Origin of the sequence: Miltoncostaea marina, assembly GCF_018141525.1 — a bacterium.
Classification (GTDB): Bacteria; Actinomycetota; Thermoleophilia; order Miltoncostaeales; family Miltoncostaeaceae; genus Miltoncostaea; species Miltoncostaea marina.
This window is the reverse complement of the sequence record NZ_CP064655.1, coordinates 1373131-1390112: the sequence shown is the minus strand read 5'-3', so window position 1 is coordinate 1390112 and position 16982 is coordinate 1373131. Positions and strand designations below refer to the sequence as shown.

The following is a 16982-nucleotide window of genomic DNA, read 5'->3' as shown; positions in this document are numbered from 1 at the left end:
GCTCGATGACCTCGGCGGCCCGGTCGACCGCGCTCACATCGTTTCGGATAGTGGCCCCCCGCCCATGACGTGCCAGTGCAGATGGAAGACGCTCTGGCGCGCGTCGGGCCCATGGTTGGTCGTCACGCGGTAGCCGCCGTCCTCGAGGCCGGCCTCGCGGGCCACCTCGGCGATGAACGGCAGCATCGCCGCGCGCTCGCCCTCGGACAGCCCGCCGACGCCCGCGAGCGACTCCACGTGCCGCGCGGGGATCACCAGCAGGTGCACGGGCGCCTTGGGCGCGATGTCGCGGAAGGCCACGAAGCCGTCGTCGCGGCGCACGACCTCGGCCGGGATCCCCCCGGCCGCGATGCGGCAGAAGAGGCAGTCGGCGGCCACGCTCACCCCGCCCAGCCGGCCGCGACGGCGACGGTCACGGCGGCGATCGCCGCGGTCTCCGCGCGCAGGATCGCGTCGCCCAGCCGGCAGACCCGCAGCCCCGCCGCCCGCGCGCGCGCCACCTCGCCGTCCGAGAACCCGGCGTCCGGGCCGACGACCAGCTCGACGCGCCCCGCCGGCGCGCCGTCGGCGATGGCGGTGGTGAGCGGTGCGTCGCCTCGTGGGTCGATCAGGTAGCCCTCCCCGGCGGGGATCCCGTCCAGCAGCTCCGTCAACGGTACCAGCCCCGTCACGCCCGCCAGCGGCGCCCTGCCGCACTGTCGCGCGGCCGCCAGGGCGACCCGCTCGAGCCGCGCCCGGCGCCGCTCCCAGGCGTCCGCGTCGGGCACCCGCCGTACGCGCTCGGAGGTGAACAGGCCGACCTCGGCCACGCCCAGCTCCACGGCCTTCTCGACCGCCGTGTCCAGCCGGCCCCACTCGGCGAGCCCCATCCGCAGCGCGACCGGCGCGGCGCGCGGCGCGCGGGGGGCGCCCGGCTCCACCCGCACGGCGGCGACCGGGCCGGTGCGCACCACCGTCGCGGGCCACAGGCGCCCGTCGGGGCCGATCACCTCGACCGGGTCGCCCGGCCGCCGCCGCACCACCCGGGCCAGGTGGTGGCTGTCCTCCGGCGACAGGTCCAGCTCGCGCCCCGCGGCGGGCGGCTCGGCCACCGGGTAGCGGAAGACGTGCCTCACGGCCGCCCGAGCAGCGCGGTGGCCCAGCCGTCGCGCTCCACCACCCGGGCGCGGCGCAGCCCCAGCCGCCCGGCGAAGGCGGCCTCCACGCCCGCCACCTCCTCCGGGCGCATGCCCGAGGCCAGCAGCCACCGGGGGCCGGGCGGCGGCAGCGCGGCGGCCAGCTCGCGGAGCACGGTGGCCGTGAGGTTGGCCGTCACGGTGGCGGCCGCCGGGAGCGGGTCGGCGCCGATCCGCCGCCGGCCCACGGTGAGCGCCACGCCGTTGCGCCGGGCGTTCTCCACGGTGGCGGCGACGCTGAGCGGGTCGACGTCGACGGCCGTGACCGGGTCGAACCCCAGGCGCCGGGCCGCCACGGCCAGCACCCCCGAGCCGCACCCGGCGTCCAGCAGCGGGCCGCCCGCCGGCAGCGCGCAGAGCAGCTCCAGGCAGGTGCGGGTGGTCGCGTGCTGGGCGGTGCCGAACGCCATGCCCGGCTCCACCACCACGTCGAGCAGGCCCGATCGCGGCGGCGCCCACGGCGGGCGCACCAGCAGGCGCCCGGCGACCTCGACAGGCTGGTGGAAGCGCCGCATGGCGTCGCGCCAGGCGTCGCTCTCCGCGGCGGCCTCCACCCGCGCGGCCACGCCGGCCGCCGCCAGGGCGTCCGCCAGCCGGCCGGGGTCGGCGGGCGCCGGCACCCAGAAGTCGAGCACGGCCTCGCCGCGCGGCCCCTCGGACTGCCGGCAGCCGGTCCCGAGCGCCGCGGCCGCCGCGGCGAGCGCGGCCTCGCCCTCCGCGGCGGGGGCCGTCACGCGCAGCCGCGTCAGCGGCGCGTCAGCGGAAGGCGGACTTGATCCGGTCGAAGAAGCCCTCGTCCTCGCGGTAGTTGCGCGCGTCGAGCGTCTCGGCGAGCTTCTCGACGGCGCGGCGACCCTCGTCGGTCTGCACGCGCGGCACGCGCACCTCGACGATCACCCGCTGGTCGCCGCGGCCGCGGCCGGTGAGCGCGGGGAAGCCCTTGCCGCGCAGGACGTACTCGTCGTTGGGCTGGGTGCCCGGGCGCAGCTCGATCTCGGCCTCGCCCTCGACCGTCGGCACGGTGACGTGGGCGCCGACCATCGCCTCGGTGACCGGCACGGCCACCCGGGTGACCACGTCGAGCCCCTCGCGCACGAAGCGCTCGTCCTCGGCCACCTGCACCTGCACGTAGAGGTCGCCGGCCGGGGCGCCGCGCTCCCCCGCCGCGCCGCGGCCCGGGATGCGGATGCGCTGGCCGTTGGCGATGCCGGCCGGGACGTCGACGTCCAGCGTGGCCACCGTGGGGGTGCGGCCGCTGCCCTGGCAGTCCGGGCAGGGGCGCTCGGGGCGCTGGCCCTCGCCCCGGCAGTCGGGGCACACCTGGGTGCGCAGGAACTGGCCGAACGGGCCGCGCGCCACCTGGCGCACCTGCCCCTGGCCGGCGCAGGTCGCGCAGCGCACCATGCCGCTGCCGGGCGCCGTGCCGGCGCCCTCGCAGGTCTCGCAGGTGCCGACCACGGCGTACTCCACCGGCCGGGTGACCCCGGTGGCGGACTCGACGAACGACAGGCGCACCGCCACGGCGACGTCGTCGCCGGCCGCGGGACCCCCGCGCCGCCCGAAGACGTCGCCGCCGAAGAAGGCGTCGAACAGGTCCTGGAACGAGCCGAAGTCCATCGACTCGGCCGCCGGGCGGCCGCGCAGGCCCTCGTGGCCGTAGCGGTCGTAGAGCGCCCGCGTCTCGGGGTTCGAGAGCGTCTCGTAGGCCTCGGCGGCCTCCTTGAACTGCGCCTCCGCCCCCGGGTCGGGGTTGACGTCCGGGTGCAGCTCGCGCGCGCGGCGGCGGAAGGCCTTCTTGATCTCCGCCTCGCCCGCGTCGCGCGGGACGCCGAGCACCTCGTAGTGGTCGCGCTTCATGCCGTCGGCAGGGTAGCGCGGGTCACGCGCCCTCCGCCGCCGCCTGCGGCGGCCGGGCGAGCACCACCGGGTCGGGCTCCACGAAGCCGCGCTTGAGGTCCTTCGGCCGCACGGGGCCGACCGGCGGGTCCTGGATCGGCGCGCCCAGCTCGATGGCCATGCGGCACAGCTCGGTCATGATCCGGTCCGTGGCCTGGCGGTAGCGCATCTTGCGCGGCCCGGCGTCGATCCCCTCCATCGAGATCGGCTCGCCGAAGACGACCCGCACCGGGCCGCGGAAGAGCTGCGTGTCCCAGACCACGGCCGGGATGACCGTCACCCCGGGGCGCAGCGCGAAGAACCCGGCGCCCGGGTGGCCGCGCCGCATGTGCCCGGTGCGGCTGACGTGCCCCTCCGGGAAGATCACGATGCACTCGCCCTGGCCCAGCAGGTCGAGCGCGTGGCGGATGGCGCCGACGTCGCCCACGCCGCGGCGGATCGGGAACGCCCGCAGCAGGCGCAGCATGATGGCGAAGAGCGGGTTCCCGAACAGCTCCGCCTTGGCCATCATCGACGTGCGCCGCGGCCGCGCGGCGGCCGTCAGCACGATCGGGTCGCACACCGAGACGTGGTTGCAGACGATCAGCGTGGGCCCGCGCTCCGGCAGGTGCTCGACGCCCCGGCGCCGCATCCGCAGCGGCGGGAGGTACAGGAGGGGCAGGAGGACGATGTGCGCGAGGACCCAGACGATGCGGTCCATCAGGATGTCGCGCCTACTCGCGTCCGTCCGCATCGTCCTCGTCGTCGTCGTCGGGGTGGCGCGCCAGGTTGGCCTGGGCGGAGGCGATCAGCGCGTGGGCCTCCTCCAGGTTGGCCGCCCGGTGCAGCAGGCGCGTGAGGCTGCGGGCGTCGCGGGCGACGAGGTGGTCGACGGCGCCGTCCTCGACCCAGAACGGCGCGGCGTCCGGGTCCTGGCGCAGCAGCTCGACCGCCTGGTGGCCGCAGTCCAGCGTGTAGGTGGCGATCGCGTAGCGACCCGGCCTCGAGGCCTCGGCCTCCGGCTCCCAGGGGACGAGCGGCGACGAGCGCAGGCCGCCCGGCTCGATCACCTCGGACGCCAGGTCGACGTCGCGCCAGGCCAGGTCGACCGGGATGCGCAGGTCGAACAGCAGGCTCTCGGCGTCCTCCACGCGGTCGGCCGCGCTGGCGAGCACCGCCGCCACCCAGTGGGCCTCGGCGAACGAGAGCCCCGTGAACAGGTCGGCCTCGTCCAGCAGCGGGGCGAGCTGCGCGTCGGGCCGGGTGGTGATGCCGACGGCGTACTCCTCCGGCCCGTAGGCGCCCGCCTCGACCTTCGCGAGCACCCGGACGGCGGCCGCGCCGTCGCCGCGCAGGGGCCGACGCCACACCTCGAGGATCTCGAAGCGGTCGTCGATGCCGCCGCGCTCGTCGTCGTCACTCATAGACACCCTCCACGTAGCGCGACAGCAGCTGCGCCGCGCCCCGGACGGTCGCCATGGCGAGGCGGTAGTCCATCCTCGTGGGCCCGATGAGCGAGACGGTGCCGAGGTTGCGCCGCGCCACCCCGTAGTTGGCCGCCACCATACTGAGCCCGGACATGCGCTGGCCGGGGATCTCCGAGCCGATGCGCAGGTAGACCTGGTTGCGGCTCAGGGCGCCGCGCAGCAGCTCGAGCAGCTGGTAGCGCTCCTCCAGGCTCTCCATCAGGGCGTCGATCGCGATGAGGTCGAGGTGGCGCTGCTCGGCCAGGAACCGGGCCCGCCCGCCGATGTGGATGCTGGCCGGGTCGGCCGGGTCGAGCTCGGTGATCGCCGGGGTGAGCACGTCGAGGAAGCGGCGCTCGGTGGCCGACAGCGACGGCTCCTCCAGCCGGGTGCCGACCATCCGCGAGCCCACGGTGAGGCCCGCGAGCCGCTCGTTGAGGAAGGCGCCCGCCCACTCGCACAGGCCGGGGTCGACCGGGCGGTCGAAGGCGAAGACGCGCTTGGTGACGGCGCCCGTCGAGGTGATCACCACCACCATCACGACCTGCGGCTGCAGCAGCAGCACCTCGACGTGGCGCACCGACGACGACTCGGGCGGCGGCGCGGTGACGATGCCGAGCAGGTTGGTGACCTGCGCGACCACGTCGGCCAGCCGTGCGAGCGCGTCGTCGACCTCGCGGCGCATCTCGGAGAGGTCGAGGGCGGTCTCGACGACCGCCGGCGGGTCGGCCGGCGGGTCGCGCGTGAGCAGCGCGTCGACGTAGTAGCGGTAGCCGCGGTCGGTGGGCACACGCCCGGCCGAGGTGTGCGGGTGGTCGAGGAACCCGAGGTCCTCGAGCCGCGCCAGCTCGTAGCGCACGGTCGACGAGGCGAAGTCGATGCCCTCGCGGCCGGCCAGGTGCTTGCTGCCGACGGGCGCGCCGGACGCGATGTACTCCTCGACGACCGTGCGCAGGATGGTCTCCTGGCGCGGCTTGAGCTGCGCCGCGTCGCCGATGCCGCGGGCGTCGGTCATGCGTACTCCATGAGCTCGTGGAGGATGGCGTTCTGCACGAAGCGGCCCTCGCGGGTGAGCGCCACGGCGTCGTGGTCGCGGCGCAGCAGGCCGGCGGCGGCGAGCCGGTCGAGCGCCCCCGGGTGGTCCGGCGGCCCCGCCCAGGCGAGGTCCATGCCGCGGGCGAGGCGCAGGCCGAGCATCCAGCGCTCGCGGCGCCGGTCGTCGGCGTCGAGCGGCTCGCGGGTGCGGGGCGGGGGCCCGCCGGCGGCCAGCGCGGCCGTGTAGCGCCCGACCCCCGGCGCGTTGCGCCAGCGCACCCCGTCGACGGTGCTGACGGCGCCCACGCCCAGGCCCAGGTAGTCGGCCGCGCCCCAGTAGGCGAGGCTGTGCCGGCACTCGTGGCCGGGGCGGGCGAAGTTGGCGGTCTCGTACCAGGCGTACCCGGCGGCCTCGAGCCCCTCCACGATGCGCCGGTACGCGTCGGCGCCCTCGTCCTCGTCCATCGCCCGCGTGCCGCGCCGGGCGAGCGCGGAGCCCGGCTTGATCTCCAGCTCGTACCACGACACGTGGTCCGGCCCGAGGGCGAGCGCGTCGGCCAGGTCGGCCTCGAGGTCGGCCGGCGTCTGGCCGGGGATGCCGAAGATGAGGTCGATCGAGATGTCCTCGAACCCCGCCGCGCGGGCGCAACGGAACGCGTCGCGCGCCTGGTCGGGCGTGGCGAGGCGGTCGAGCGCCCCGAGCAGGTGCGGCCGGAACGACTGCACGCCCAGCGACAGGCGGGTGACCCCGGCCGCGCGCAGGGCCCGCAGCGCGGCGCCGTCGACGGTCTCGGGGTTGGCCTCCATGCTGACCTCCGCCCCCTCGGCGAGGCGGGGCCGCAGGCCGTCCAGCAGCCGCGCCAGGCGGCGCGGCCGCATCAGGGTCGGCGTGCCGCCGCCGAGGTAGACCGTCTCGAGCGGACCGAGGCGCCCGGCCTCCTGCCCGAGCTCGGCCGTCAGCGCGTCGAGGTAGGCGTCGCGCGCGCCGAGCGCGCCCACCTCCACCACGAACGCGCAGTAGCCGCAGCGCGAGGCGCAGAACGGCAGGTGGACGTAGAGGTGCCGGACCCCGCTCACTTGCCGGCGCGGGACTCGTCGCCGATCTTCAGCACCGACAGGAACGCCTCCTGCGGCACCTCGACCGACCCGACCTGCTTCATGCGCTTCTTGCCCTCCTTCTGCCGCTCGAGCAGCTTGCGCTTGCGCGAGATGTCGCCGCCGTAGCACTTGGCGAGCACGTCCTTGCGCCGCGCCTTGACCGTCTCGCGGGCGAGGATCTTGCCGCCCACGGCTGCCTGGATCGGCACCTCGAACAGCTGGCGCGGGATCGTCTTGTGCAGGCGCTCCACCAGCCCCTTGCCGCGCGTGTAGGCGTGGTCGCGGTGGACGATCATCGACAGCGCGTCCACGGGGTCGCCGGCCAGCAGGATGTCCATCTTCACGAGCGGGCTCTCGCGGTATCCGACGATCTCGTAGTCCAGCGAGGCGTAGCCCCGGGTGCGGCTCTTCAGCTGATCGTAGAAGTCGAGCACGATCTCGGCGAGGGGCATGTCGTACACCACCTGCTGGCGGTTCTCGATGGGCTCCATCGTCACGAAGACGCCCCGCCGGTCCTGGCAGAGGCCCATCACCGCGCCGACCCCCTCCTGCGGCACGAGGATCGTGCAGCGCACGAACGGCTCCTCGATGGTCTCGATGCTCGTCGTGGGCGGCAGCTCCACCGGCGAGCGCACCGGCACGACCTCGCCGCCGGTGGTGGTGACCCGGTACTCCACGTTCGGCGTGGTGGCGAGCAGCTCGAGGTCGTACTCGCGCTCGAGGCGCTCGCGCACGATGTCCATGTGCAGCAGCCCGAGGAAACCGCAGCGGAAGCCGAAGCCGAGCGCCTGCGAGCTCTCGGGCTCCCAGCGCAGCGAGGCGTCGTTGAGCGAGAGCTTCTCGAGCGCGTCGCGCAGGTCGGGGTAGTCGTCGGCGTCGACCGGGAAGAGCCCGCAGAACACCATGGGCTTGACCTCGCGGTACCCCGGCAGCGCCTCGGCGGCCGGCTGCGCGGCCAGCGTGAGGGTGTCGCCCACCCGCAGGTCGCCGAGGTTCTTGAGCCCGGTCACCAGGAAGCCGCTCTCCCCCGCCTCCAGGCGCTCCGTGGGGGTCATGACCGGCGCCATGTAGCCGATCTGCTCGGCGTCGACGACGAGGCCGGTCTGCATGGCCTTCAGGCGGTCGCCCTGGGCGAACGAGCCGTCGACCACGCGCACGAACGCCACCACGCCGCGGTACTGGTCGTAGACCGAGTCGAAGATCAGGGCCCGCGCCGGCGCCTCGGGGTCGCCGGCGGGCGGCGGCACCCGCGCGACCACCGCCTCGAGCACGGCGTCGACGCCCTCGCCGGTCTTCGCCGAGATGCGCAGGACGTTGTCGGGGTCGTCGCCGATCAGGTCGGCCACGGCGCGCCCGTGCAGCTCGGGGTCGGCGGCCGGCAGGTCGATCTTGTTGAGCACCGGCACCACCTCGAGGTCGCCTTCGATCGCCAGGTAGGTGTTGGCGAGCGTCTGGGCCTCGATGCCCTGGCTGGCGTCGACCACCAGCAGCGCGCCCTCGCAGGCGGCCAGGCTGCGCGAGACCTCGTAGCTGAAGTCGACGTGGCCCGGGGTGTCGATCAGGTTGAGCTGGTAGGTCTCGCCGTCGGACGCGGTGTAGTGCACGCGCACGGCCTGGGCCTTGATCGTGATGCCGCGCTCGCGCTCGAGCTCCATCGAGTCGAGCACCTGGCTGCGCATGTCGCGCTCGGCCACCGCTCCGGTGCGCTGGAGGATGCGGTCGGCCAGCGTCGACTTGCCGTGGTCGATGTGGGCGATGATGCAGAAGTTGCGGATGTGCGGCTGGTCCACGCGACCTACTGTAGCGGCCGCCTCAGCCGGGCCAGCGCCCGGAGCTCGCCCATCCCGAACGCCTGCGCGGCGGCGAGGTACGCCCCCGCGGCGGCGGCGAGCGCCACGCCCATCGCCACCACCTGGGCGCCGAGCGAGCGACCCAGCGCGTCGTCGAGCACCCGCCACGACGACCAGGCGAGCAGCGCCGAGATGCCGCTCGCCACCAGGCTGCGCATCGCGCCGTCGGCCACCCAGGCGCGGTGCAGGCCGCCGAGCTCGCGCTCCAGCAGGTACAGCAGCATCCCGAGGGTCACCGCGCTCGACAGCGACGTGGCCAGCGGGATGCCGCCCGTGCCGAGCGGCTGATAGAAGGCCGCGTTCAGCGCGGTGTTGAGCACCACCCCGAACGCGGCGACCTTCGTGGGCAGCCAGGGCATCTGCAGGCTGAAGAAGGCCCGGATCACCAGCAGGCTGGCGCCGTTGAACGCCAGCCCGATCGCGAAGAAGACGAGCGCCGTGGCCGTCAGGTCGGTGCTGGTGGCGTCGAACTCGCCGCGCTGGAAGACGAGCCGCACGGTCGGCTCGGCCAGCACCAGCAGGAAGGCCGAGGCGGGCATCAGCATGAAGATGATCTGGCGCAGCCCCTGCGCCAGCGTGGCCCGCATGCCGTCGACGTCCTGGCGCGCGGCCAGGCGCGAGATCGTCGGGAACAGGACGGTCGCGATCGCGACGCTGAACATGCCCTGAGGCAGCAGGTAGAGCCGGAACGCCGCGTCGATGGCGCGGGGGGCGGCCTCGCCGACGAGCGTCGCGAAGACCGTGTCGATGGTCAGGTTGACGTTGATCAGGCCGAGCCCCAGCGTGACCGGCAGCATCAGCACGAGCACCTTGCGCACGTGCCGGTTGCCGCGGCCCAGCGAGATCGGGAACGGCCCCTTCCCGCGCAGCCCGGGGAGCAGGTAGAGCAGCTGGATCGCCGTCCCCACCACGATCGCGGCCGCGTAGACGGTGATCCGGTCGTCGTCCGGCACCAGCGGCGTCACCGCGACCAGGCCGACGATGATCGCCACGTTCCACAGCACCGGCGCGAACGCCGTCGCGCCGAACTCGCCCGCCGCCTGCAGCAGCGCCGCCACCAGGCCCGTCAGGCCCAGCAGCACCACGATCGGGAACATGATCCGCGCCAGGTGCACGGTCTCGTCGACCAGCCCCTCGTCGAGGCCGGGCGCGAACAGCGGCATGATCCACGGCGCCAGGACGATCGCGAGCAGCGTCACCGCCCCGAGCACCATCGTGATCAGGCCGATGAGCGCGCCGGCCAGGCGCTGCGCCTCGCGCTTGCGCCCCTCCTCCTCGAGCTGGGTGAACACGGGCACGAAGGCCGCCGACAGCGCCGAGTCGGCCACCAGGCTGCGCAGCAGGTTCGGCACGTTGAACGCCACCACGAAGGCGCTGATCGCCCCCGAGGTGCCGAAGATCGCGGCGGCCGCGATCTCGCGCACCAGCCCCGCCACCCGGCTCACGCCCGTCCAGACGGCGAAGATCGCCGTCGAGCGGCCGAGCCCGCGCGCGGGCCGGCCGCCGGAGTCCCGCGCGGCCACCTCTACCCGCGCTCCGGCGCGCCCGCTACCATGCAGCGCCGACCGAACCCTGGAGGACGCCCCGCGTGGCGAACATCAAGCAGCAGATCAAGCGCAACCGCCGCTCGCTGGAGCAGCGCGACCGCAACCTGAGGTACCGCTCCACCATCAAGACGCTCTTCCGGCGCGTCGACGAGGCCGTCGAGGGCGGGGACGCCGAGCAGGTGACCGCGCGCTCGCGCGAGCTCGAGCACCTCATCGACCGGGCCGCCGCGGAGGGCGTGATCCACCGCAACAACGCGGCACGCAAGAAGAGCCGCCTGGCGCGCATCGCCCGGGGGATCACGACCGCCTAGCGCCCGTCGCCCGGCGCCGGCCGCGCGCCGCGCGCCAGGGCGAGCAGGTCGCGCGCCGCGGCCTCCAGCACCAGCCGCTCACCGTCGTCGCGGGTGCGGCCGAGGTCGCGGAGGCTGGACACGCGCAGGTCGAGCTCGAGCGCCGCGAGGCGCGCGAGCGACCGCTGGGCGGCGCCGGGCGGCAGCCTGCCCGCCTGCTCGGCGAGGATCCGGGCGGGCCAGCCCTTGACCCCGGTCGCGGCGGCCACGGCGTCGGCGCTCACGCGCGGGCCGAGCGCCTGGGCCTGCGCCAGCGACCGGAACCGGTTGGCCAGCTGCACGCCGACAACGATCGGCGGCACGGGGTCCTCGCCGGTCGCCAGGTCCTGCAGCAGGTCGTACGCCCGCGCGGCGTCGGCCGCCACCAGCGCGTCGGCCAGCTCGTAGACCTTCGCGTCGGGGTGGTCGGGCACCAGCTCGTCGACCATCTCGGCGGTCACCGGCTGGCCGTCGGCGTAGGCCGCCAGCTTCTCGGCCTCGCGGGCCAGCTCCATCGGCGCCACCCCGCCGCGCCGGGCGTCGGGCCGGTCCACCAGCACGCGGTCGACGACCGCCCGCGCGACCGCCGGCGACGCCGACCCACCGGCGCGGCGCACCTCGTCGCGGAAGTGCTCCACCAGCCACTTGACCCGGTCGCCGCGCTTGGCCTTCGGGTCGGGCCCGTACTGCAGCTCGCCGCCCAGCTCCTTCACCGCAGCGTGCAGCTTGGGGGTGACGGCGGCCGAGGCCACGAGGGCGACGCAGGTCGTCGGGTTGGGCGCCGCCAGGTAGCCGACCAAGGCGGCCGCCTCTGCGGCCTTCCAGGCGTCGGCGCCCTCCACCAGCACCAGCCGCAGGCCGCCGAACGAGAGCGCCTCGCAGGCCGCCACGACCGGCTCCGAGGAGGTCTCAGAGGCCCGGAAGCGCTCCGGGGGCATCCCGCCCTCCCGCTCGACGCGCGCGATCAGCCGGCTCACCGCGCGGTCGATCGTGGCGCGGTCCTCGCCCCAGATGACGTACGCGGGCTTGAGGGGTTCGCGGGCCATCGACCGGCCAGGTTACCGGCTGCCGGCGACGGCGAGCGCGCCCGCGGAGGCCGTCACGGTCACGTCCCCCGAGCGGTCGGTGCGCCAGGTCGACGCGCCCGCCGCGGCCAGCGCCGCCAGGGTCTCCGGCCGGGGGTGGCGGAACGGGTTGCCCCGCCCCGCCGAGACGAGCGCCACGGCGGGGCGCCGCCGCGCCAGCTCGGCCGGCAGGCCGGGGTCCTCCGAGCCGTGGTGCGACACCTTCAGCACCTCCACGCGGCCGCCCGGCAGGCGGGCCAGCGCGTCGCTCTCGGCGTCGCCGGTCAGCAGCACGTCCAGGCCGTCCGCGCTCGCGACCGCCACCAGGCTGTGCGGGTTCGGGTCGGCCCCCGCCGGCCGGCCGCGCGCCGGCCAGAGCACCCGCACCCGCCACGCCCCCACGTCCACCCGAGCGCCCGCCCGCACGACGGCGACCGGCACGCCCCGCCCGCGCGCCGCCGCCACCGCCTCGCGCGCCGCCGGCGCCCAGCCGTCCGCCGGCTCGGGCGGCAGCAGCAGCGCGCCCACCGGCACGTCCGCCAACGCCGCCGGCGCCCCGCCCACGTGGTCCAGCGAGTCGTGCGTCAGCACGAGCGCGTCCAACCGCCGCACGCCGAGCCGCCGCAGCGCCCGCACCAGCGGCGCGGCCGACCCCCGCGGGCCCGGCGGCCCGGCGTCGACCACCGCGGCCGACCCGTCGGGGCTGCGCAGCAGGATGGCGTCGCCCTGCCCGATGTCGAGCGCCGTCACGGCGGGGCGCGCCGGCCAGGGCGGGGCGGGCCCGGGCGCGAGCGCCCAGCCCGCCACGGCGGCAGCCACGAGGACCGCCGCGATCCGCGGCCACGGCAGCCGAGCGAGCACGGCGGTGCCGGGCCCGCCGGCGCGGCCAGCCGCGCCAGCCCGGCGAGGCCCGCCGCGCCGCCGCGATCCCGGGCGCGGCCGCAGGGGCAGATCGACCGCCGCCCCCGGCACCGCGGCCGCCGCGCGGGCGAGCCAGAGGAGCGCCGTCGCCCCCGCGCCCGCGACCCACGCGAGCGCCACCCCGGCGGCCGGCAGCACCGCGCCCGCCGCGATCCCGGTCAGCGCCAGCACCACGATCGGCGCCGCAAGCGGCACCGCCACCACGTTCACCGCCAGCCCGACCAGCGACAGCCGGCCGAAGTGCCACACCACCACGGGCGCCGTCGCGATCCCCGCCGCGCCCGCCATCGCCGCCAGGTCGGCCGCCGGCCCGGGCAGCCAGCCGCGCCACCACGCGGCGAGCGGCGGGCCGAGCGTGAACAGGCCGCAGACGGCGGCGAACGACAGCTGCAGCCCCGGATCGCCGATCGACCGCGGCTGGTGGGCCAGCAGCAGCGCCAGGCCCGCCAGCAGCAGGTGCCAGCGGTCGCGCGCCGTGGAGCGCAGCTCGGCCGCCAGCCCGAGGGCGCCCACGACGCCCGCCCTCGCCACCGACGCCCCGCCGTCGCAGGCCAGGCAGTACGCCACGATCACCAGCGCCGCCGCGGCGACCGCCGCTCGCCGGCCGACACCCGCCGCCACCAGCAGGGCGAGCGCCGCCATGGCCACCACGGTGACGTTCTGACCCGAGACCGCCAGCAGGTGCCACACCCCGGCGTCGCGGAAGGCGGTGGCCGCCCCCTCCGACAGGGTCGCGCCCCCGCCGAGCGCCATCCCCCGCACCAGCGCCGCCCGGTCGCCGCCGAGGCCGGCGGCCACCTCCCCCGTCGCCCACTCCCGCCAGCGGTCGCGCAGGCCCGCGGGGCCGCCGCGCCGGCCGAGGACCGTCGCGCGCGCGGGCGCATGCGCGCCGCGATGCCTGCCGCGCCAGCCAGGCGCGCCACCACCCCGGCGCGGCGGGCCCCGCGGCCGGCGCAGCCGCCCCGCCACCCGCAGGCGCGCCCCCTGCGCGGCGGCCGGCCCGCCGGCAGCTCCAGCAGCAGGCGCGTGCCCGCGGGCACCGCCGCCCCACCCCGCAGCTCCTCCACCACGCCCCGCGCCCGCAGCCCGCCCCGGCCGTCGGGCAGGGGCGGCGTGTCGACGACCACCGTCCCGCCCACGTGCACGGGCAGGTCGAGCGCGGGCGGCGCCGTCCGGGCCACCCGCACGCCGCCCCAGGCCAGCCCCGCCAGCAGCGCGGCCAGCGCGATGAGGGTCAGCGCGCCGCGGGCCCTCCCCGCGCCATGCACCAGCCGCCCCCGGAGGCCGCCGCCAGGCACGCCGCGGCGTGCCCCGCCGGCGGCCCGGGCGCGCCCAGCGACGCGACGAGGCCGGCGCAGAAGGCGCCGAGCACCGCGTGCGGCGCCAGCCGCAGCCGGCCCGCCGACGGGGCGCGCGCGCTCGCCATGCGCCCACGCTAGGCGCGGCGCACGCGCGGGCGGTGCCCGGGATGTGACGGCCGGCGCGCGGGGGCGCGCCGGCCCCCGTCACAGGTCGGTGAGGGGCTCCCCGGCGCCGGGGTAGGGCAGGCGCTTGGGCTTGGGGGGCTCGGGGCTGGCCTGGTCGGCGGCGCGGGCCAGCTCGGCGGCGCGGGCGTCGGCGGCGGCGAAGACCCGGTCCTCGGAGGCGCCGTCGAGCAGGGCGATGAACTGGTCGCGCTCGATGGTCTCGCGGCGCAGCAGGATCTGCGAGAGGCGCTCGAGCTCGAAGCGGTGCTCGGTGAGGATGTCGCGGGCCCGCTGGTGGGCCTCCTCGATGATGCGCCGGATCTCCGAGTCGATGGTGCGGGCCAGGTCATCGGAGTAGTCGGGCTCGGAGTGCATGTCGCGGCCGAGGAAGGGGGCGCCCTGGTTGTGGCCGAGCACCCGCGGGCCGAGCTTGTCGGACATGCCGAAGCGCATCGTCATCTGCTTGGCGGTGGCGGTCACCTTCTCCAGGTCGTTGGCCGCCCCGGTGGTGATCTCGGAGAAGACCAGCTCCTCGGCGGCCCGCCCGCCGAGGGTCATCGCCATCTGGTCCTCGAGCTGGGCGCGGGTGGTCAGGAAGGTGTCCTCGGCCGGCATCGAGATGGTGTAGCCGAGGGCCTGGCCGCGGCTGACCACGCTGATCTTGTGGACCGGGTCGGCCTCGGGCAGGAAGTGGCCGACCAGGGCGTGGCCCATCTCGTGGTAGGCGGTCACCACCCGCTCCTTCTCCGAGAGCAGGCGCGACTTCTTCTCGGGGCCGGCGATCACGCGCATGATCCCCTCCTCGAGCTCGGCCTGGTCGATCACCCGCCGGCCCTTTCGGGCCGCAAGCAGCGCCGCCTCGTTGACCAGGTTGGCCAGGTCGGCGCCGGTGAAGCCGGGGGTCTGGCCGGCCAGGGCCATCAGGTCGATGTCCTTGGCGATCGGCTTGCCCTTGGTGTGGACGCGCAGGATCTTGGCCCGCCCCTCGCGGTCGGGGCGGTCGACCACGATCTGGCGGTCGAAGCGGCCGGGGCGCAGCAGGGCCGGGTCGAGGATGTCGGGCCGGTTGGTGGCCGCGATCAGGATGATGTTGTCCTTGGCCTCGAAGCCGTCCATCTCGACCAGCAGCTGGTTGAGGGTCTGCTCGCGCTCGTCGTGGCCACCGCCCAGGCCCGCCCCGCGGTGGCGGCCGACGGCGTCGATCTCGTCCATGAAGATGATGCAGGGGCTCGACTGCTTGGCCTGCTCGAACAGGTCGCGCACCCTGGATGCGCCCACGCCGACGAACATCTCGACGAAGTCGCTCCCCGAGATCGAGAAGAACGGCACCCCGGCCTCGCCGGCCACCGCCCGGGCCAGGAGGGTCTTGCCGGTGCCGGGCGGGCCGAACAGCAGCACCCCCTTGGGGATGCGGGCCCCCAGCGCCTGGAACTTCTTCGGGTTCTCGAGGAACTCCTTGATCTCGTGCAGCTCCTCGACCGCCTCGTCAGCGCCGGCCACGTCGGCGAAGGTGATCTTGGGGGCGTCGGCCGACATCCGCTTGGCGCGCGACTTGCCGAAGCTCATCACCTTGGAGCCGCCGCCCTGCATGCGGTTCATCAGGTAGATCCAGAAGCCGATGAACAGGATGAAGGGCGCCAGCCAGATCAGGCTCGACCACCAGGGCGACTGGGAGATGCCCTTGACCTGGAAGGGCACCTTGTTGGCCTCGAGCTGGTTGACCAGGTTCTCCGAGTAGTCCTCGGGGTAGCCGGTGGTGAAGGTGCGCTCGTCCTTCAGGGTGACGTCCACCTCCTTGGACTCCACCTTGATCGTCGCCCGCTCGACCTCGCCCTGGCCGATCATGGTGACGAACTGGTCGAAGGTGGGCGCCGGGGTGGACGGCTCCGAGGAGACCACCAGCCGCTGGGCCACGAACACCAGCAGGATCACGATCAGGATCGGGAACGCCGCGCTCTTGAGGAACTTGCTCAGTGGCCCTCCAAGGCCTCGCGATCTGCCGCCGGATCCACCGACCGCGACCCGAGGATAGACCACCGTCGGGCGGGTGGCCCGTCCCGCCGGCGGCGGCGGGAGGCCGACGTCCGACCCGGCAGGGGTCGACCGCCTCACGAGCCCCGGGCGGCGCCGCCGCCCGCTGCCCCACCGCGCGGACGGGGTGCTCGTCGAGATCGAACGCGGCGCCGACAACCGGGTCGGCGACGGCGCCGAGCTGCCGCACGACCTGGCCCACCTGCGACGCGATCATGCCGGCGCGAGCGGCCGGCGCGAGCGGCGTGCGACGCCGCCGCCGGCGCCGGGCACGGCGACGACGTGGGCCGGATGGAGGGCGGGCGATGGTGGTCCCAGACGGCGACCCCCGACGCCGTGTCGCGGGCGGCGGGACGCCTGCGCGCCGCGGCCGCCGACCGGCGCCGATCGCCGCCCGGCGAGGCCCTGCGCGCCCCAGTGGCGCGTGGGCTGACGCCCCGTCAGGGCCCCCGCCGGTCACGGGACCACCCGCGCGCGGATGGCCTCGAGGCGCCCCGGGCCGATGCCGGGGACCTCGAGGAGCTGATCCACGGACGAGAACCCGCCGTGGGCGCTGCGCCAGTCGACGATGCGCGCCGCGAGCGTCGGGCCGATGCCGTCGAGGGCGTCGAGCTGCTCGGTGGTGGCCGACGAGAGGCTGAGCGGACCGGCCTGCACCGCGGCGCCCGCCGCGCCGCCCGTCGCCGCGCCGCCGGCGGGCGCCCGCCGCGCGACGCGCACCTGCTGCCGTCCTGCACCGTCGCCGCGAGGTTGAGGGCGGCGAGGTCGGCCCGGCGGGTGGGCCCGCCCGCACGCCGGATTGCATCGACCACCCGCGCGCCCGGCGCGAGCTCGTAGACGCCGGGGTCGCGCACCTCCCCCGCCACGTGCACCAGCGCGCGCGGCCCGGCGGCCTCGCCCGGCGCCCCGTCGCCGGCGCCGGCATCGCCCGGCGCCTCGGCCGGCACCGTGGCCGTCGCGGGCGGCTGCCCGCCCGACGCCGCGCCGGGCCCCAGCCGCCAGGCGACGGCGGCCAGCGCCACCGCCACGGCGATGTACGCCCACCCCGATCGCCGCAGCCATGGCAGGAGCCGGTCCATGACCCCACGCTAGGCGGATGATCCGCGCGCGTGACGCGCAGGATGT

Annotated in this window: 16 protein-coding genes and 1 pseudogene; 1 reads left to right on the top strand and 16 read right to left on the bottom strand. The window is 76.1% G+C overall.

The window, feature by feature from the left end:
• Nucleotides 1–33 precede the first annotated feature (33 nt).
• Genes ITJ85_RS06940 through murJ form a run of 10 tightly spaced genes read right to left on the bottom strand, consistent with a single transcriptional unit; the run spans nt 34 to nt 10022 of the window.
• Complete coding sequence (locus ITJ85_RS06940) at nt 34–384, bottom strand: histidine triad nucleotide-binding protein (protein WP_246496336.1); 351 nt, start codon at nt 382–384, stop codon at nt 34–36.
• Nucleotides 381–1115, bottom strand: a complete 735-nt coding sequence (locus ITJ85_RS06935) for an RsmE family RNA methyltransferase (RefSeq protein WP_217915625.1) — start codon at nt 1113–1115, stop codon at nt 381–383. Before ITJ85_RS06935 ends, ITJ85_RS06940 begins: the two co-directional genes overlap by 4 nt.
• Nucleotides 1112–1909 (bottom strand): 50S ribosomal protein L11 methyltransferase, encoded by a 798-nt coding sequence (locus ITJ85_RS06930; RefSeq protein ID WP_217915624.1) that lies wholly within the window; start codon nt 1907–1909, stop codon nt 1112–1114. Before ITJ85_RS06930 ends, ITJ85_RS06935 begins: the two co-directional genes overlap by 4 nt.
• Before the next feature lie 22 nt (nt 1910–1931).
• Nucleotides 1932–3032 (bottom strand): J domain-containing protein, encoded by a 1101-nt coding sequence (locus tag ITJ85_RS06925; protein ID WP_217915623.1) that lies wholly within the window; start codon nt 3030–3032, stop codon nt 1932–1934.
• A 22-nt stretch (nt 3033–3054) separates the two neighbouring features.
• Complete coding sequence (locus ITJ85_RS06920; protein WP_217915622.1) at nt 3055–3804, bottom strand: lysophospholipid acyltransferase family protein; 750 nt, start codon at nt 3802–3804, stop codon at nt 3055–3057.
• Nucleotides 3785–4474, bottom strand: coding sequence for a hypothetical protein (locus ITJ85_RS06915; protein WP_217915621.1), 690 nt, complete (start codon nt 4472–4474; stop codon nt 3785–3787). Before ITJ85_RS06915 ends, ITJ85_RS06920 begins: the two co-directional genes overlap by 20 nt.
• Nucleotides 4467–5531 carry a heat-inducible transcriptional repressor HrcA gene (gene hrcA, locus ITJ85_RS06910; RefSeq protein ID WP_217915620.1) on the bottom strand — a complete coding sequence of 355 codons (1065 nt, stop codon included), beginning with the start codon at nt 5529–5531 and terminating at the stop codon, nt 4467–4469. The genes ITJ85_RS06915 and hrcA overlap by 8 nt, the downstream gene beginning before the upstream one ends.
• The gene (hemW, locus tag ITJ85_RS06905; RefSeq protein WP_217915619.1) at nt 5528–6628 is read right to left on the bottom strand and encodes a radical SAM family heme chaperone HemW; all 1101 of its coding nucleotides are present in this window, start codon (nt 6626–6628) and stop codon (nt 5528–5530) included. The genes hrcA and hemW overlap by 4 nt, the downstream gene beginning before the upstream one ends.
• Complete coding sequence (gene lepA, locus ITJ85_RS06900) at nt 6625–8439, bottom strand: translation elongation factor 4 (protein ID WP_217915618.1); 1815 nt, start codon at nt 8437–8439, stop codon at nt 6625–6627. Before lepA ends, hemW begins: the two co-directional genes overlap by 4 nt.
• A gap of 5 nt (nt 8440–8444) precedes the next feature.
• Nucleotides 8445–10022, bottom strand: coding sequence for a murein biosynthesis integral membrane protein MurJ (gene murJ / locus ITJ85_RS06895; protein WP_217915617.1), 1578 nt, complete (start codon nt 10020–10022; stop codon nt 8445–8447).
• 65 nt (nt 10023–10087) lie between these two features.
• Here murJ and rpsT point away from each other — a divergent pair, with 65 nt between their 5' ends.
• A complete protein-coding gene (gene rpsT, locus ITJ85_RS06890; protein WP_217915616.1) occupies nt 10088–10357 on the top strand; it encodes a 30S ribosomal protein S20 in 270 nt (89 codons plus the stop codon).
• Here the strand turns inward: rpsT and holA are convergent.
• The 6 genes and pseudogenes from holA to ITJ85_RS17610 form a co-directional block, all read right to left on the bottom strand.
• Nucleotides 10354–11421 (bottom strand): DNA polymerase III subunit delta, encoded by a 1068-nt coding sequence (holA, locus tag ITJ85_RS06885; protein ID WP_217915615.1) that lies wholly within the window; start codon nt 11419–11421, stop codon nt 10354–10356. The two genes, rpsT and holA, sit on opposite strands and share 4 nt — an antisense overlap.
• Nucleotides 11422–11433: 12 nt before the next feature.
• Nucleotides 11434–13158: a ComEC/Rec2 family competence protein gene (locus ITJ85_RS06880; RefSeq protein ID WP_217915614.1), complete on the bottom strand. Its 1725-nt coding sequence runs from the start codon at nt 13156–13158 to the stop codon at nt 11434–11436.
• 436 nt (nt 13159–13594) lie between these two features.
• Entirely contained in the window at nt 13595–13786 is a 192-nt protein-coding gene (locus tag ITJ85_RS06875) for a hypothetical protein (protein WP_217915613.1), read from the bottom strand.
• A 79-nt stretch (nt 13787–13865) separates the two neighbouring features.
• Complete coding sequence (ftsH, locus tag ITJ85_RS06870; protein WP_425517097.1) at nt 13866–15758, bottom strand: ATP-dependent zinc metalloprotease FtsH; 1893 nt, start codon at nt 15756–15758, stop codon at nt 13866–13868.
• 555 nt (nt 15759–16313) lie between these two features.
• Nucleotides 16314–16577, bottom strand: coding sequence for a ComEA family DNA-binding protein (locus ITJ85_RS06865; RefSeq protein ID WP_217915612.1), 264 nt, complete (start codon nt 16575–16577; stop codon nt 16314–16316).
• A gap of 56 nt (nt 16578–16633) precedes the next feature.
• A pseudogene (locus tag ITJ85_RS17610) lies at nt 16634–16936 on the bottom strand (SLBB domain-containing protein); the annotation flags it as partial.
• Nucleotides 16937–16982: the final 46 nt, after the last annotated feature.

Excerpts from the sequence above, each read along its gene's own strand:
- ITJ85_RS06925 (WP_217915623.1), bottom strand. The coding sequence starts at position 3,032 with ATGAAGCGCGACCACTACGAGGTGCTCGGCGTCCCGCGCGACGCGGGC.
- ITJ85_RS06920 (WP_217915622.1), bottom strand. The coding sequence starts at position 3,804 with ATGCGGACGGACGCGAGTAGGCGCGACATCCTGATGGACCGCATCGTC.
- ITJ85_RS06915 (WP_217915621.1), bottom strand. The coding sequence starts at position 4,474 with ATGAGTGACGACGACGAGCGCGGCGGCATCGACGACCGCTTCGAGATC.
- hrcA (WP_217915620.1), bottom strand. The coding sequence starts at position 5,531 with ATGACCGACGCCCGCGGCATCGGCGACGCGGCGCAGCTCAAGCCGCGC.
- holA (WP_217915615.1), bottom strand. The coding sequence starts at position 11,421 with ATGGCCCGCGAACCCCTCAAGCCCGCGTACGTCATCTGGGGCGAGGAC.
- ITJ85_RS06875 (WP_217915613.1), bottom strand. The coding sequence starts at position 13,786 with ATGGCGAGCGCGCGCGCCCCGTCGGCGGGCCGGCTGCGGCTGGCGCCG.